Origin of the sequence: Caulobacter sp. (assembly GCF_017744445.1) — a bacterium.
In the GTDB taxonomy this organism is placed as follows: domain Bacteria; phylum Pseudomonadota; class Alphaproteobacteria; order Caulobacterales; family Caulobacteraceae; genus Caulobacter.
The window spans coordinates 350,417-363,815 of record NZ_JAGIBH010000002.1 but is presented as its reverse complement, the minus strand read 5'-3'; the positions used below and the strand labels follow the sequence as shown (position 1 = coordinate 363,815).

Annotated in this window: 15 protein-coding genes and 2 pseudogenes; 11 read left to right on the top strand and 6 right to left on the bottom strand. The window is 69.0% G+C overall.

Annotation, left to right across the window (positions count from 1 at the left end):
- The first annotated feature begins 47 nt into the window (after nucleotides 1-47).
- From J7528_RS05055 to J7528_RS05035, 5 genes and pseudogenes are all read left to right on the top strand, one after another.
- On the top strand, nucleotides 48-131 hold the full coding sequence (locus tag J7528_RS05055) for a hypothetical protein (protein WP_165262165.1): 84 nt from the start codon (nucleotides 48-50) through the stop codon (nucleotides 129-131).
- A gap of 102 nt (nucleotides 132-233) precedes the next feature.
- Nucleotides 234-1,328: a 3-deoxy-7-phosphoheptulonate synthase gene (locus J7528_RS05050; RefSeq protein ID WP_291871842.1), complete on the top strand. Its 1,095-nt coding sequence runs from the start codon at nucleotides 234-236 to the stop codon at nucleotides 1,326-1,328.
- Nucleotides 1,324-1,450 (top strand): annotated as a pseudogene (locus tag J7528_RS05045) (hypothetical protein); the annotation flags it as partial. The gene J7528_RS05050 and the pseudogene J7528_RS05045, both read left to right, overlap by 5 nt.
- Before the next feature lie 49 nt (nucleotides 1,451-1,499).
- Nucleotides 1,500-2,696: an MFS transporter gene (locus J7528_RS05040; protein WP_291871841.1), complete on the top strand. Its 1,197-nt coding sequence runs from the start codon at nucleotides 1,500-1,502 to the stop codon at nucleotides 2,694-2,696.
- Between the two features lie 20 nt (nucleotides 2,697-2,716).
- Nucleotides 2,717-2,920: a hypothetical protein gene (locus J7528_RS05035; protein ID WP_291871840.1), complete on the top strand. Its 204-nt coding sequence runs from the start codon at nucleotides 2,717-2,719 to the stop codon at nucleotides 2,918-2,920.
- Here J7528_RS05035 and J7528_RS05030 read toward each other — a convergent pair.
- Both J7528_RS05030 and ccrA read right to left on the bottom strand, forming a co-directional pair.
- Nucleotides 2,917-3,387 (bottom strand): hypothetical protein, encoded by a 471-nt coding sequence (locus J7528_RS05030; RefSeq protein WP_291871839.1) that lies wholly within the window; start codon nucleotides 3,385-3,387, stop codon nucleotides 2,917-2,919. The genes J7528_RS05035 and J7528_RS05030 overlap by 4 nt on opposite strands.
- A gap of 41 nt (nucleotides 3,388-3,428) precedes the next feature.
- A complete protein-coding gene (ccrA, locus tag J7528_RS05025) occupies nucleotides 3,429-4,685 on the bottom strand; it encodes a crotonyl-CoA carboxylase/reductase (RefSeq protein WP_291871838.1) in 1,257 nt (418 codons plus the stop codon).
- Nucleotides 4,686-4,876: 191 nt separating this feature from the next.
- Here ccrA and J7528_RS05020 point away from each other — a divergent pair, with 191 nt between their 5' ends.
- The gene (locus tag J7528_RS05020; RefSeq protein ID WP_291871837.1) at nucleotides 4,877-5,608 is read left to right on the top strand and encodes an enoyl-CoA hydratase/isomerase family protein; all 732 of its coding nucleotides are present in this window, start codon (nucleotides 4,877-4,879) and stop codon (nucleotides 5,606-5,608) included.
- Between the two features lie 4 nt (nucleotides 5,609-5,612).
- On the opposite strand, the gene J7528_RS05015 is transcribed toward J7528_RS05020, so the two are convergent.
- Together J7528_RS05015 and J7528_RS05010 are read right to left on the bottom strand one after the other, a co-directional pair.
- A complete protein-coding gene (locus tag J7528_RS05015) occupies nucleotides 5,613-6,089 on the bottom strand; it encodes a hypothetical protein (protein ID WP_291871836.1) in 477 nt (158 codons plus the stop codon).
- 143 nt (nucleotides 6,090-6,232) lie between these two features.
- The gene (locus tag J7528_RS05010; RefSeq protein WP_291871835.1) at nucleotides 6,233-6,796 is read right to left on the bottom strand and encodes a hypothetical protein; all 564 of its coding nucleotides are present in this window, start codon (nucleotides 6,794-6,796) and stop codon (nucleotides 6,233-6,235) included.
- 219 nt (nucleotides 6,797-7,015) lie between these two features.
- Between J7528_RS05010 and J7528_RS05005 the strand changes: the two genes are divergently transcribed.
- From J7528_RS05005 to J7528_RS04995, 3 genes are read left to right on the top strand one after another with little or no spacing between them, the layout of a single operon-like run.
- Nucleotides 7,016-9,013 carry a protein meaA gene (locus J7528_RS05005; protein ID WP_291871834.1) on the top strand — a complete coding sequence of 666 codons (1,998 nt, stop codon included), beginning with the start codon at nucleotides 7,016-7,018 and terminating at the stop codon, nucleotides 9,011-9,013.
- 23 nt (nucleotides 9,014-9,036) lie between these two features.
- Nucleotides 9,037-9,780 (top strand): hypothetical protein, encoded by a 744-nt coding sequence (locus J7528_RS05000; RefSeq protein WP_291871833.1) that lies wholly within the window; start codon nucleotides 9,037-9,039, stop codon nucleotides 9,778-9,780.
- A gap of 26 nt (nucleotides 9,781-9,806) precedes the next feature.
- Nucleotides 9,807-10,097, top strand: a complete 291-nt coding sequence (locus tag J7528_RS04995; RefSeq protein WP_291871832.1) for a nucleotidyltransferase family protein — start codon at nucleotides 9,807-9,809, stop codon at nucleotides 10,095-10,097.
- Nucleotides 10,098-10,157: 60 nt separating this feature from the next.
- Here the strand turns inward: J7528_RS04995 and J7528_RS04990 are convergent.
- Together J7528_RS04990 and J7528_RS04985 are read right to left on the bottom strand one after the other, a co-directional pair.
- Nucleotides 10,158-10,308 (bottom strand): annotated as a pseudogene (locus tag J7528_RS04990) (hypothetical protein); the annotation flags it as partial.
- A gap of 3 nt (nucleotides 10,309-10,311) precedes the next feature.
- Nucleotides 10,312-11,676: an MFS transporter gene (locus J7528_RS04985; RefSeq protein WP_291871831.1), complete on the bottom strand. Its 1,365-nt coding sequence runs from the start codon at nucleotides 11,674-11,676 to the stop codon at nucleotides 10,312-10,314.
- Nucleotides 11,677-11,758: 82 nt separating this feature from the next.
- Between J7528_RS04985 and J7528_RS04980 the strand changes: the two genes are divergently transcribed.
- Both J7528_RS04980 and J7528_RS04975 read left to right on the top strand, forming a co-directional pair.
- Nucleotides 11,759-12,472 carry an extensin family protein gene (locus tag J7528_RS04980; protein ID WP_291871830.1) on the top strand — a complete coding sequence of 238 codons (714 nt, stop codon included), beginning with the start codon at nucleotides 11,759-11,761 and terminating at the stop codon, nucleotides 12,470-12,472.
- 87 nt (nucleotides 12,473-12,559) lie between these two features.
- Nucleotides 12,560-13,312: an extensin family protein gene (locus tag J7528_RS04975; RefSeq protein WP_291871829.1), complete on the top strand. Its 753-nt coding sequence runs from the start codon at nucleotides 12,560-12,562 to the stop codon at nucleotides 13,310-13,312.
- Nucleotides 13,313-13,399: the final 87 nt, after the last annotated feature.

The following is a 13,399-nucleotide window of genomic DNA, read 5'->3' as shown; positions in this document are numbered from 1 at the left end:
CCTCGCCCTCTCGACTCCTGGAAAACTTGGCTCTAGGTTGCTTGGCGATGACCCTCGCCGCCAGCCAACAGCTGTTTTGGTATTTTAGCTATCCGACGCCTCTGGCGCCGGGAGGGGATCGTTTGGCCTGAGATCAACCAGGACCACAAACATCTTCACCAGCCGCCAGGGGTTCCCCGGGCGGCTTTTTTAATGGCCGCCGGACCTCTTCAAACGATTTTCCGGAGTACGCCATGCCTTCCTCGACCGCCGCCAATCTTGTCTCGCTGCCCATCCCGACCGATGACCTGCGGATCTCGCGCCTGCAGACCCTGAGCCCGCCCGCCCAGGTGATCGGCGAGGCCCCCGCCACCTCGCAGGTGGCCGAGGTCGTGGGCGCCGGCCGCCGGGCCGTGCACGAGATCCTGAACGGGCGCGACGACCGCCTGGTGGTGGTGATCGGCCCCTGCTCGATCCACGATCCCAAGGCCGCCCTCGAATATGCCCGCCGCCTGGCGGTGGAGCGCGAGCGCCACGCCGGCGATCTGGAGATCGTCATGCGGGTTTATTTCGAGAAGCCGCGCACGACGGTGGGCTGGAAGGGCCTGATCAACGACCCCGGCCTGGACGGCGGCTTCCACATCAATGAGGGCCTGCGCCTGGCGCGCCGCGTGCTGCTGGACGTCTGCGCGCAAGGCCTGCCGGCCGCCTGCGAGTTCCTGGACGTCACCACCCCGCAGTACATCGCCGACCTGGTGGCCTGGGGCGCGATCGGGGCCCGCACCACCGAGAGCCAGATCCACCGCGAGATGGCGTCCGGCCTGTCGTGCCCGGTGGGCTTCAAGAACGGCACCAATGGCGACGTGAAGGTGGCGGTGGACGCGGTGATGGCCGCCAGCCAGCCGCACCATTTCCTGGCCGTGACCAAGGAAGGCCGCGCCGCCATCGCCACCACGACGGGCAATGCCGACTGCCACGTGGTGCTGCGCGGCGGCAAGACGCCCAACTACGACGCCGCCAGCGTGGCCGCCGCCGCCGAAGCCGTGGCCAAGGCGGGCATGCCGGCCCGGATCATGGTCGATGTCAGCCACGCCAACAGCGGCAAGAACCACGAGAACCAGCCGGCCGTGGCCGCCGACATCTGCGCCCAGGTGGCCACGGGGTCTTCGCCGGTCATGGGCGTGATGATCGAGAGCAACCTGGTCGCCGGCCGCCAGGATATCGTCCCCGGCCAGCCCCTGACCTACGGCCAGTCGGTCACCGACGCCTGCATCGATTGGGAGACCTCGGTGAAGGTGCTGGACGACCTGGCGGCGGCGGTGCGGGCGGGGCGTAGCGCCCGCGCCTAAACCCCACCACCGTCATTCCCGCCCTTGTGGCGGGAACCCCTCTATCCGCCGCAGGTGCGGAGGGCCGTTTGCGTCTCACGTGTCAGCTGAACCAGGGGTTCCCGCCACAAGGGCGGGAATGACGGGGATTTTTTGATGGCTTAGTGTTCGCCCCAACAGGGGGAGGGGACCATGGCCACCGACAAGAAGCCCATCTGGCTCATCCTGGCCGTCTGCCTCCTCGCCGCCATGCTGGAGGGGTTCGACATCCAGTCGATGGGCGTGGCCGCGCCGCGCATGGTCCCGGCCCTGGGCCTGACGCCCGGCCAGGCCGGGTGGGCGTTCAGCGCCAGCCTGATCGGGTTGATGCTGGGGGCCTCGGCCGGCGGCGCCGTGGCCGACCGAATTGGCCGGCGGCCGGTGCTGGTGTTCTCGGCGGCGGCCTTCGGGCTCTTCTCGCTGGCCACGCCCCTGGCGCGCGACTTCGAGGCCCTGCTGGTCGTGCGCATCCTGACGGGCGTGGGCCTTGGCGGGGCCATGCCGATGCTGATCGCCTTGGCCTCGGAGCAGGCCGGTCCGGCGCGCAAGACCGTGACGGTGGGCCTGGTCACTGCCGGCCTGCCGCTGGGCGGAGCGGTCGCGGGCCTCCTGGCGCGCTCGCCGTTGGCCGAGGACTGGCGGATGATCTTCGTGGTCGGCGGCGTCGCCCCGCTGCTGGCCGCGCCGCTCTTGCATCTGGTTTTGCCGCTGGGCCGGCCGCAGGCGATCGAGCGGCAGGGCCGGGCGGCCCTTTCCGCGCTGTTCTCGCCGCGCCGCCTGCCGATCACGGTCAGTCTGTGGCTGGGCGTGGCCCTGACGGCGCTGATCCTGCACCTGCTGCTCAACTGGCTGCCGACCCTGCTGGTCGCGCGCGGCCTGCCCAAGAGCGCCGCGTCCGGGGCGGCGGCGCTGTTCAATCTGGGCGGCGCGGCCGGCGGCGTGCTGCTGGGCCTGCTGGTCGACCGCATCGGCCCGCGCTGGCCGCTGGTCGGGACCTTCGCGGGGCTGGCCCTGGCGCTGCTGGGTCTGGCGGCGGCGGGCGATGGCGGCGAGATCGCCCTGCTGGCCTTCGTGGCGGGCTTCCTGCTGATGGGCGGGCAGTTCACGCTCTACAGCCTGGCGCCGCAGCTCTATGCCGAAGCGGTGCGCGGCAGCGGGATCGGCGCGGCCATCGCCGCCAGCCGCCTGGGCTCGATCTTCGGCCCGCTGGCGGCCGCGCAGCTGATCGGCGCGGGCGCGGCGGGCGGCGCGGTGGTCGGGGCGCTGGTTCCGGTGGCCCTGGCCACGGGCCTGTCAGCCGGCCTGCTGACAGTCCTCGGCGCGCGGGCGGCCAAGTCGGAGGCGCCTTAGAGCCTGACCGCGAGCCAGCCATGCCCAGCACCGTCGGTGTCCAGATCGTCGACGTGATGGTCGGCGCGACCCGCGCCGCCATCCTGGCCCGCGAACGCTTCCGCCGCGACGGCCGCGAGGCGGTGGTCGAGCGCCTCTTGGTCTACACCGCCAAGGACGGCCGCCTGGACGCCTGCTGGGTGCATGAGACCGACCAGGCCCTGGCCGACAGTTTTCTGGATTAGCCCCGCTTCAGAGGCGTCGACTGGCAGCCGCCCTGGGCGACGCCGATCGGTTGGGTCTGGGCGATCAGCTCGCCGCTCGCGGTCAGGCGATAGGTGGCGTCCTGGGCGCTCACCACGCCGTAACGCACCAGCCCCTTGTTCTGGTAGTCGCGCTTGTAGCGCTCGCTGACGCGCAGGGTCAGGATGTCGCCGTCCAGCCGAGCCGCGCCGTAATAGTTGCCGGCGAAGGTCGGGTCCCGCAGCGAGTTGCTGAGCTTGTTCAGCGGCGCATTGCCGACGAAGCGCAAGCCGTCGCGGTCGCGATAGATCTTGATCTGGTGGAAGAACTTGAAGTTGTCGTCCTGGGTGCTGCAGGTCATCCACTGTCGCCAGGTGCCTTCGACACCTGCCGGCGGGGCGGCGACGGCGGGAAGGGTCGAGGCCAGCGACATGGTCGCGACCAGGGCGGCGAGCAGTCTGGAAGTCATGGCGAGCATCCTCTGAGCGTTCTCGCAGGATGCCACACCGGCTACGTCTCGCCCAGTTCCTGAACCTCCTCGAAGGTCCTAAGGCCCGGCCGCTGGGCGCAGACCAGCACGGCCATGTTCCCCGGCAGGTGCTGGTTGGCCAGCATCTTCTCGTGGGCGGCCGGGATCTGGTCCCAGGGGAAGACCTCCGACAGGCAAGGATCCACGCGGCGGTCGATGACCAGCTGGTTGGCCGCCGAGGCCTGCATCAGGTTGGCGAAGTGCGACCCCTGCACGCGCTTTTGCCGCATCCACAGGAACCGCGCGTCCATGGTCAGGTTGAAGCCCGAAGTGCCGGCGCAGATGGCCACCATGCCGCCGCGCTTCACCACGAACACGCTGACCGGGAAGGTCGACTCGCCGGGGTGCTCGAACACCAAATCGACATCGCGATTGCCGGTGATCTGCCAGATGGCTTTGCCGAACTTGCGGCTCTCCTTCATGTAGTCGGAGAACTCGGGGCCGTTGACCTTGGGCAGCTGGCCCCAGCAGTCGAATTCCTTGCGGTTCAGCACCGCCTTGGCGCCCATCGACAGCACGAACTCGCGCTTGTCGTCGTCGCTGACCACGCCGATCGCATTGGCCCCCGCGACGGCGGCCAGCTGCACGGCGAAGACCCCTAAGCCCCCCGACGCGCCCCAGACCAGGACGTTCTGGCCAGGCTTCAGCTCATGCGGCTTGTGGCCGAACAGCATGCGGTAGGCCGTCGCCAGGGTCAGGGTGTAGCAGGCGGCCTCTTCCCAGGTCAGGTGGCGCGGGCGCGGCATCAGCTGGCGCGACTGCACCCGGCAGAACTGGGCGAAGCTGCCGTCCGGCGTCTCGTAGCCCCAGATGCGCTGGCTGGACGAGTACATCGGGTCGCCGCCGTTGCACTCCTCGTCGTCGCCGTCGTCCTGATTGCAGTGGATGACCACCTCGTCGCCCAGCGTCCACCGCTTCACCTTGGAACCCACCGCCCAGACGATGCCCGAGGCGTCGGAGCCGGCGATGTGGAAGGGCTGCTTGTGGCCGTCCAGCGGGCTGATCGGCTCGCCCAGCGCCGCCCAGATGCCGTTGTAATTGACCCCGGCGGCCATCACGAGCACCAGCACCTCGTCCTCGCCGATCTCCCAGGTGGGGACCACCTCGACCTGCATGGCGTCGGAGGGCTTGCCGTGGCGGTCCTTGCGGATGCTCCAGGCGTACATGGACTTGGGCACGTGGAAGGGCGGCGGGATCTCGCCGATCTCGTAGAGGTCCTTCAGGACAGGCTCCGCCATGTCACTCTCCCCGTGTTCTCGCATCGCAACAACGCTTGAGGACTAAACTCGGCTATGCGCGCCCGGCTGTTTCCGGGTCTTGGGAGTGAGGCTGAGACAACTGTTTGAACCTGGCAAGGGGAATCTTGTGCGTCGCAGCATGGCGTGTGGGGAAGGTTGCCGGCGCCAACGGGGCGGGCGAGGGTGCGGCCATGATCCACCTGTCGTTTCCCGAACCGTCGATCGCCCTGATCGAACTGGACACCGCCCCCGCCAACGTCCTGGCCATGGCCGAACGGGCGAGGCTGCTGGAGGCCTTCGCCGCCGTCGAGACCGACAAGGCGGTACGGGCCGTGATCCTCACCGGCCGCAACGGCGCCTTCTGCACGGGCGACGACCTGGCCGAGGCCATCATCCGGGACGCCGACACCCAGAGCGCGGCGATCCTGCACTTCCTGGCGATGTGCGACACCGTCGCCGCCTGCCGCGTGCCGGTCATCGCCGCCATAGACGGCTGGTGCATCGGCGGCGGCCTGGAACTGGCGCTGGCGGCCGACATTCGCCTGGCCAGCAACCGCGCCAGCTTCGCCTGCTCGGCGGTTCGGATGGGGCTCACGGCGTCGGCCGACCGCCTCACCGCCCTGATCGGCCAAAGCCGCGCCAAGCCGCACCTCCTGACGGGCGCACCCTTCGACGCCGCGCGGGCGCTGGCGGATGGGGTGGCGGCGGAGGTTCACCCGGCGGATGGGCTGCTGGACGCGGCGCTGGCCATGGCCCGCGTGATCGCCTCCCGCGCCCCACTAGCTATCGAGGCCACCAAGCGCGTGGCCTCAGGCGCTTCGACGACCGAGGCAGAGATCCCGGCTCTCGCCGCGAGCGCCGATCACGCCGAAGCGCGAGCGGCGTTCATGGCCAAGCGGCCAGCGGTGTTTACGGGGCGGTGAGGGGCTACTGGCCCGGACCGCAAAGCGCCGACGGCGTCGGTCGCAGATAGACGGTCGAGGACAGGGCGCGGGTGCGTGCGACCGGCTTGGGGCCGGGGACGGTGATGCTGACCAGCGCCCAGCCGGCGTCGGTGCGCGCGCAGTAGACGCTTCGCTCCAGGCGCCCGTCCTCGACGACAGCCGTCGAGCCCAGCTTGAAGCCTTCGGGCCGCGCCAGGATTTCGTGCTCGGCCATGGCGCGCAGGTCCGTGGCCGAGCCTTTGTCGACGACGGCTGTGCAGCTGTCATCGCCCCAGGCCACCGCATGAGCCGGCTGGGCCATGCCCAGGCGCCAGGCCTTGTCCGCCTTGCCGCCAGCGAAGGAGGCCGGCAGCATGCCCTCGGCCACTGCCAGCGCCTCGATCGACCGCGCGTGCAGGATCGCCGGCAGACAGACCTTGGCCAGCGCGACCTGCCCGGCCTCGACGCCCCGGATCTTCATCCTGTCGAGGCCTCGCACCTGGGCGTGGGCTGCGGCTGGGCTGAGGAGGAGGAGCGCGGCGGATGGAGCGATCGAAATGTGGAATAGGCGCATTGAGGCCTCCTCTTAAGCAAGCCCGAGGAATGCGGTCATTCGCTCCATGTCTATGGATTCGCTCCCCTGATCTTGGTCTGACTGTCCTTCAGCTTATCTCTAAGATCCTTGAATTCAGACGGATCAATATTGCGAAGAAATGGAGTCCTCCCGTCGGGAAGTCGATTGCCCTGTCCGAGTCTATTTTCAAAAAGCTCGTCTAGTTCGGTTAGTGCGATCGTCAGAGACGCATCGGGTGGTCCTGCTTGCCTCAGATAGTCCAGTGCTTTTCGCGTTAGTGCCCGTGAATGATCCCACTTCCAATAGTAGTCAGGGTTTCCTGGGTGGTCATTTTGGGCATTTTCCAGATCGGTGAGAGCACGAACACTGCGATCAATCAAATCAGAAATGGCGTCATTGAATGCTGTTGCTTGCCTCTGCCCTTCGGTGTTGGCTCTATGGTTTTCCCATAGCGCCCATAGCAGGGCGAACGCGAGGGCAGCTACCGAGACCAGACCTTGATTATCTTCAGTCCAAGTCAGTACGGCGTAGTGGCCACCATGCGCGTCCACGTTCTGCCACCAGACCCACCAGATGAGCGTTAGGGCGCAGGTCAGTACGACGATCATCACCACCGGAATGGCTTTCCACCATTCTCGCTTCTCTCTTCTCACAGCTACCCCGCAGTTTTTTTCCGATAACAACCTTTGCTCACATTATGTGATTCCGCAATCTGACGACGACGTCCAGGCCGCCCCTCCCGCACCCGCGAACGCCCACATTGCATCGCAGCAAATCCCGGCTCATGATCCCCGATAACCAAGAGCTGTAAGCGCCGCATCGGGAGCTCCGCCATGTCCTCGACGCCGTACCAGCATGCGCCGGATCCGCCGTGGATCTTCCGCACCTATGCGGGGCACTCGACGGCGGAGAAGTCCAACGCCCTGTACCGGGCCAACCTGGCCAAGGGGCAGACCGGCCTGTCGGTGGCGTTCGATCTGCCGACCCAGACCGGCTACGACCCCGACCATATCCTGGCGCGCGGCGAGGTCGGCAAGGTGGGCGTGCCGATCAGCCATCTGGGCGACATGCGCGCGCTCTTCAGCGAGATTCCGCTGGAGAAGATGAACACCTCCATGACCATCAACGCGCCGGCCGCCTGGCTGCTGGCGATGTACGTGGCGCTGGCCGACGAGCAGGGAGCGGACCGGGCCCTGCTGCAAGGCACGACCCAGAATGATCTGATCAAGGAGTATCTGTCGCGCGGGACCTACATCTTCCCGCCCGCGCCCAGCCTGCGGCTGATCGGCGACATGATCGCCTGGTGCTATCGCGAGATGCCCAAGTGGAACCCGATGAACGTCTGCAGCTACCACCTGCAAGAGGCGGGCGCGACGCCGGAGCAGGAGCTGGCCTTCGCCCTGGCCACGGCGATCTCGGTGCTGGACACGGTCAAGGCCGGCGGCCAGGTCCCCGACGAGGACTTCGAGATCGTCGCCTCGCGGATCAGCTTCTTCGTCAATGCCGGCGTGCGGTTCGTCACCGAGCTTTGCAAGATGAGGGCGTTCACCAAGCTGTGGGACCAGATCCTGCTGGAGCGCTACGGCGTGCAGGACAAGAAGGCGCGGCGGTTCCGCTACGGGGTGCAGGTCAACAGCCTGGGCCTGACCGAGCCGCAGCCGGAGAACAACGTCTACCGCATCCTGATCGAGGCCCTGGCCGTCACGCTCAGCAAGGACGCGCGCTGCCGGGCCTTGCAGCTGCCGGCCTGGAACGAGGCCCTGGGCCTGCCGCGGCCGTGGGACCAGCAATGGTCGCTGCGGCTGCAGCAGGTGCTGGCCTACGAGACCGACCTGCTGGAATACGAGGACCTGTTCGACGGCTCGCACGTGGTCGAGGCCAAGGTCGCCGAGCTATCCAAGGGCGCGCTGGACCAGCTGGCGCAGATCGACACCATGGGCGGGGCCTCCAGCGCCATCGACTGGATGAAAAGCCAGCTGGTGGCCTCCAACGCCCAGCGGGTGCGGGCGGTCGAGACCGGCGACCTGACCGTGGTCGGCGTCAACCGCTGGACCGAGACGGAGGCGTCGCCGCTGTCGGCCGGCGAGGGGGCGATCGAGACGGTTGATCCGCGGCTCGAGGCCGATGTCGTCGCCCGCCTGAAAGCCTGGCGCGAAGCCCGCGATGACGGCGCCGTGCAAGCGGCCTTGGCCGACCTGCAAGCCGCCGCCCGCGACGGCCGCAACGTCATGGAACCCTCGATCGCGGCGGCCAAGGCCGGCGTCACCACCGGCGAATGGGCCGGGGCGCTGCGAGAAGTGTTCGGCGAGTATCGCGGGCCCACGGGCGTGGCGGTGGTGGTCTCGACGGGCGAGGCCGAGGACGTCGAGGCGGTGAAGAAGGAGGTCGAGCGGGTCTCGGAACTGCTGGGCCGCACCCTGACCTACCTGGTCGGCAAGCCCGGCCTGGACGGCCACTCCAACGGCGCCGAACAGATCGCCACCCGCGCCCGCGCCGTCGGCATGGAAGTCGTCTATGACGGCATCCGCTCGACCCCGGAAGAGATCGTCCGTCGGGCCAAGGAAAGCCGCGCCCATGTGGTCGGGCTGTCGATCCTGTCGGGCTCGCACCTCGATTTGGTGCAGGAGGTCATCCGCGTGATGCGCGCCGAGGGCCTGGGCCACATCCCGGTCGTCGCGGGCGGCATCATCCCCGAGGCCGACGCCCTGTTGCTGAAGCAGATGGGCGTGGCGCGGATCTATACGCCCAAGGATTTCCGGATTACCGAGATCATGGGCGACGTGGTGCGGCTGGTCGAGGCGACGGCGCTGGAGAACCGCGTGACAGGCTAGGCGCTATCGTCTAGATTGAGCGCATGATCCGTGCGCTCTTCCACCGTCTGGCGCCGTACAGGCCCGCCGTCGACTGGGCGGTGTTCCTGGCGCTGATCGTCGGCGGCGTGGTGTTTTTGAACTGGCTGGAGCAGCCGCTGGAGCCCGCGCCGGGCTCGCTGTTTGGCCCGTCGGTCCTGGTGATCTGCGTGCTGCGCTGGCTGCTGGCGCAGGATCGCGTGCGGCGCATCGTCGGCCGGGTGAATCTCGAGACGGCCGGTGTCTGGCGCACCTCGCGGGCAGAGCGCGTGCAGCGGCTGCTGCTGGTGCTGTTCGCCATGGCCCTGCTGCCGCCGCTGGCGCGCATGGGCTGGGCCCATTGGCAGGCCGGCGACCTGCCGCGCCTGGTCGGGGCGGTCGCGGCCAGCCTGGTCTTGCTGGCCGGGATCGTCCGGTTCGTGGTCCGGACCTGGCGCACCCAGGTGGAGCTGCGGATCGACGCAGAGGGCGTGTATGCGCCAGCCTGGCGCGAGCCGGTCGGCTGGGACGCCATCGACTTCGTCGCTCACCCCCGCAACGGCTTCGAGCTGACCCTGGTGCTGAAGGACGGGCGCTCGCGCGACCTGCTGCTGACCCCGACCGGCCTAAGCTCAGACGAAGCCCTGGCCGCCTTGCGCGCCATCCGCCCTGACCTGCGCGTCCAGCCCTGGACCTCGAACGGCTTCGTCCTGCCGATCCACGGCGCGACGGACGTGCCGAGCACGGCGAAGATCACGACCTACGGGTGACGGGCGCGCTGTGCTAGGATGGCCTCATGACCCTCGACGAGGCCCTGACGAAACTGCGCGCGGCCAAGCCGCTGCTCGACCGCTACGGCGTCGCGCGGGTGGGCGTGTTCGGCTCGACGGCGCGGGGCGAGGCGGGGCCGGACAGCGACGTGGACGTGCTGGTGGAGTTCGATCCGGAGCGGCATCCGGGCTTGGACTTCTTCACACTTCGAGACTGCCTCGCTGACGCCCTGGCCAGTGAACTCGACCTTGCGACGCCTGACACTTTGCACAGGCTGATGCGGGACCGTGTGCTGAGCGAAGTTGCCTACATCTAGGTTACCTACTCACCGATCATCCCCGCGAAAGCGGGGACCCAAGCTGAGCTAACAAATTTACCCCGTCATTCCCGCCCTTGTGGCGGGAACCCCTGGTTCAGCTGATACGTGAGACGCAAGCGGCCTGCTAAGCAGTCCGCCCCTCCCGCACCAGCGGCGGATAGAGGGGTTCCCGCCACAAGGGCGGGAATGACGGCCGGTGTGGGAAGAGGCCCTAGCGCCGCGTCAGCCGCCAAGCCGCCCCAAACCCCACCAGCGCCAGCGGCAGGAACGCCCCGAACAGCATCAGGCCGTTGACGGGCGCCAGCGCCAGATCGATGCCGTGGCCAAAGCCCAGGACGTTGGCCAGGGCGCCGGCGCCGGCAGAGCCGACGGCGCCGCCGATCAGCAGGGCGGTGGGGACGGCCGAGGCGGCCATGCCCTGCTCGTCGGCGGGGGCGGCGGCGATGGCGCGGCGGGCGACGAAGGCGTGGGCCAGGCCAAAGCCGCTGCCCAGGAACAGGAAGGCCAGGCCGTTCTCGACCAGGGTCCCGCGCGCGGTGGCCCAGGCGCTGGCTAGAGCGCCCAGCACGATCACGGCCGCGCCCAGGCGGATCATGCGGTGGTCCTTCTCGGCGGGCGTGTTGCCCACGGCCAGGGCCGCCAGGGTCCAGCCGGCCGCGATGGCGCCGGTGACATAGCCGGCGGTCAGCGGCGAGGCGCCGTGGCGGGCCTGGATGAAGGCCGCACCATAGACCGTGAAGCCGATGATCGCCGCCTCGCAGGCGAAGATGTGCAGCAGGCCAAGGCCCGTGGCGGTGCGCAGGTCGGCGACCGTGCGGGGCAGCAGGCGGTCCTGGGTGCGGGCGTTGGCGGCCAGCATGGCGGCCATGCCGATCACGCCGCCCAGGGCCAGGACGGCCGAGAGCCGGGGCGAGGCGACGATGCCAGCGCCGCCGATCAGGCTGACGCCGATGACCAGCAGGATCAGCTGCAGAGTCGGGATGCGGCCGCGGCCCCGGTCCGTGTGGTCGCTGGGCAGCATGACCATCACCGCGCCGACGAAGATCACCGCCTGGACCACGAAGAACCAGAAGGTCCCGCGCCAGAAGTGGGCCTCGGCGAACAGGCCGCCCAGCAGCGGGCCAAGCAGGGTCGCCGCGCCCCAGATCCCGGCCACCGCGCCATAGACCTTGGGCCACAGGTGTTCGGGGAACAGGGCGGTGATGGCCACGTAGCACAGGGCCACGACGGCCCCCGCGCCCAGGCCCTGGATCAGTCGGCCGACGATGAAGGTGACGAATTCGGGCGCCAGGGCGCTCATGGCGCAGCCGATGGCGTAGACCAGGCCCGTCAGGGCGGTGGCGGTGCGCAGCCCCAGCGCCATCGACAGCTTGCCCGAGCAGGCCCCGGCGACGATCGAGCCGGTCAGATAGGCCGCCACCGACCAGCCGAAATACTGGTAGCCGCCGATCTCGCGGGCGACGCTGGGCATGATGGTGGCGGTGACCAGGGTGTCGGCGGCGTTCAGCCAGATGCCTAGACACAGAAGGGCGAAGCGCGGCGCCAGGTCCTTGTCGATCTTCAGTCCGGCGGCCATCTGCGTCCCCTCCCTTTCGGCTTCCATCTAGGGTGATGCGGCCGCCAAGTGAACCCGGGCGGTTGTGCTTCGTTGGTCCGGGGTGAAGCTCGTCTCGCCGCAAACGCTCGCCTTGGCCCAGCTGTGGTCGGTCCTGCTGGATCTCGCCCTGGCCGGCATGCTGGCCTTCCTGCTGGTCGACCGCCTGGCGCCGCCGCAGGACCTGCCGTGGAAGCCGTTCTCGCTGAGCCAGCCGATCGGCCTGGCGACGGCGGGCAAGCTGGCCGTGATCACCGCCGATCCGGCCAAGTGCCGCGTGGCGCTGCGCGAGGGCGGGATCAGCTTCGTCGACCAGCCCGTGCGGGAGGAGGGCTTCTGCTCCACCCGCGACACCGTGCGGGCGCCGAGCCTGCTGGTCCCGAAGGCGCCGGTCATGACCTGTCCGCTGGCCCTGCGCTATGCCCTCTGGGAGCGGCAGGTGGCGGTTCCGAGAGCGCGCGAGATCCTGGGCTCGCCGGTTGTCCGGATCGACCAGCTCGGGACCTATGCCTGCCGCACGATCTATGGCCGCCCCGGCGAGCGGCCCAGCGAGCACGCTCGCGCCAACGCCCTGGACGTGGCCGGTTTCCGCACCGCCGACGGGCGGCGGATCACGGTGCTGAAGGACTTCCGCGCCGATACGCCCGAGGGCCGCTTCGTCCGCGCCGCCCGTGACGGGGCCTGCCGGGTGTTCGGCGTCACCCTGAGCCCGGACTACAACGCCGAGCACGCCGACCATCTGCACCTGAACCCGGCCGGCTACAGTCTTTGCCGTTGATGAGAGCAGGGGCGGGTTGAACCCGTCGCCATGGTCGTGCTTGGGTGCGGCGTTAACCTTTTCGGCTAAAGGGCGCTCCCCCGCTCCATGCGTTATCGCGTACCGCACAACCCTCGTATCGAGCACGAGGTCAAACACCGCGCGCGCCTGGCCCGCTATGCCGGGCTGGTGATCCTGTGGCTGATCGTGCTGCTGATGGCCTTCGTGGCCGAGCGCAAGATCCCCGACCAGCACCTGCCTTGGAAGCCGCTCAGCGTCGTCGATCCGGTGGGCCTGGCCACGCGGGTCAAGGCGGCGCGGGCGGGGGCCGATCCCAAGCTGTGCCGCGGGATAATGACCCGGGCGGGGGTGACCTATGCCGAGGTCCCCGACCGTACCGAGGGCGAGTTCTGCCAGCTGCGCGACGCCGTCCAGCTGCAAGCGGGCCTGGCGAAATTCGAGCCGGCTGACGCCCCGCTGGTCTGCAAGGAGGCCCTGGCCCTGACCATCTGGGAGCGCCAGGTCGTCCAGCCGGCGGCCGACGAACTGCTGGGCCAAGGCGTGTCGTCCCTGGTGCACTACGGGTCCTATGCCTGCCGGCGGATGTACGGCCTGCAGGAGGGCCCGGTCAGCGAGCACGCTACCGCCGACGCCATCGACGTGGCCGGTTTCCGGCTGGCCGACGGCTCGGTGATCGGCGTGGCGAGCGACTGGACCGATCCGGGCCCGCGCGGTCAGTTCCTGCGACGCGTACGGGACGGCGCCTGCAAGGTGTTCCTGACCACGCTGAGCCCGGACTACAACGCCGAGCACCGCGACCACTTCCATCTGGATATGAGTGGGTGGACGAAGTGTTCTTAGCGGCGCGCTCCTAACCCGCCCCCGTTTCCCCGGCGAAAGCCGGGGCCCAGCTGGAAGAACGATGGGGTGGGTCCAGAAGCGCTGCGC

Excerpts from the sequence above, each read along its gene's own strand:
- J7528_RS05015 (WP_291871836.1), bottom strand. The coding sequence starts at position 6,089 with ATGAAGATCCGGGGCGTCGAGGCCGGGCAGGTCGCGCTGGCCAAGGTC.
- J7528_RS05000 (WP_291871833.1), top strand. The coding sequence starts at position 9,037 with ATGATCCGTGCGCTCTTCCACCGTCTGGCGCCGTACAGGCCCGCCGTC.
- J7528_RS05035 (WP_291871840.1), top strand. The coding sequence starts at position 2,717 with ATGCCCAGCACCGTCGGTGTCCAGATCGTCGACGTGATGGTCGGCGCG.
- J7528_RS05030 (WP_291871839.1), bottom strand. The coding sequence starts at position 3,387 with ATGACTTCCAGACTGCTCGCCGCCCTGGTCGCGACCATGTCGCTGGCC.
- J7528_RS05005 (WP_291871834.1), top strand. The coding sequence starts at position 7,016 with ATGTCCTCGACGCCGTACCAGCATGCGCCGGATCCGCCGTGGATCTTC.
- J7528_RS04985 (WP_291871831.1), bottom strand. The coding sequence starts at position 11,676 with ATGGCCGCCGGACTGAAGATCGACAAGGACCTGGCGCCGCGCTTCGCC.
- J7528_RS05055 (WP_165262165.1), top strand. The coding sequence starts at position 48 with ATGACCCTCGCCGCCAGCCAACAGCTGTTTTGGTATTTTAGCTATCCG.
- J7528_RS05040 (WP_291871841.1), top strand. The coding sequence starts at position 1,500 with ATGGCCACCGACAAGAAGCCCATCTGGCTCATCCTGGCCGTCTGCCTC.
- J7528_RS04975 (WP_291871829.1), top strand. The coding sequence starts at position 12,560 with ATGCGTTATCGCGTACCGCACAACCCTCGTATCGAGCACGAGGTCAAA.
- J7528_RS05020 (WP_291871837.1), top strand. The coding sequence starts at position 4,877 with ATGATCCACCTGTCGTTTCCCGAACCGTCGATCGCCCTGATCGAACTG.
- J7528_RS05050 (WP_291871842.1), top strand. The coding sequence starts at position 234 with ATGCCTTCCTCGACCGCCGCCAATCTTGTCTCGCTGCCCATCCCGACC.
- J7528_RS04995 (WP_291871832.1), top strand. The coding sequence starts at position 9,807 with ATGACCCTCGACGAGGCCCTGACGAAACTGCGCGCGGCCAAGCCGCTG.
- ccrA (WP_291871838.1), bottom strand. The coding sequence starts at position 4,685 with ATGGCGGAGCCTGTCCTGAAGGACCTCTACGAGATCGGCGAGATCCCG.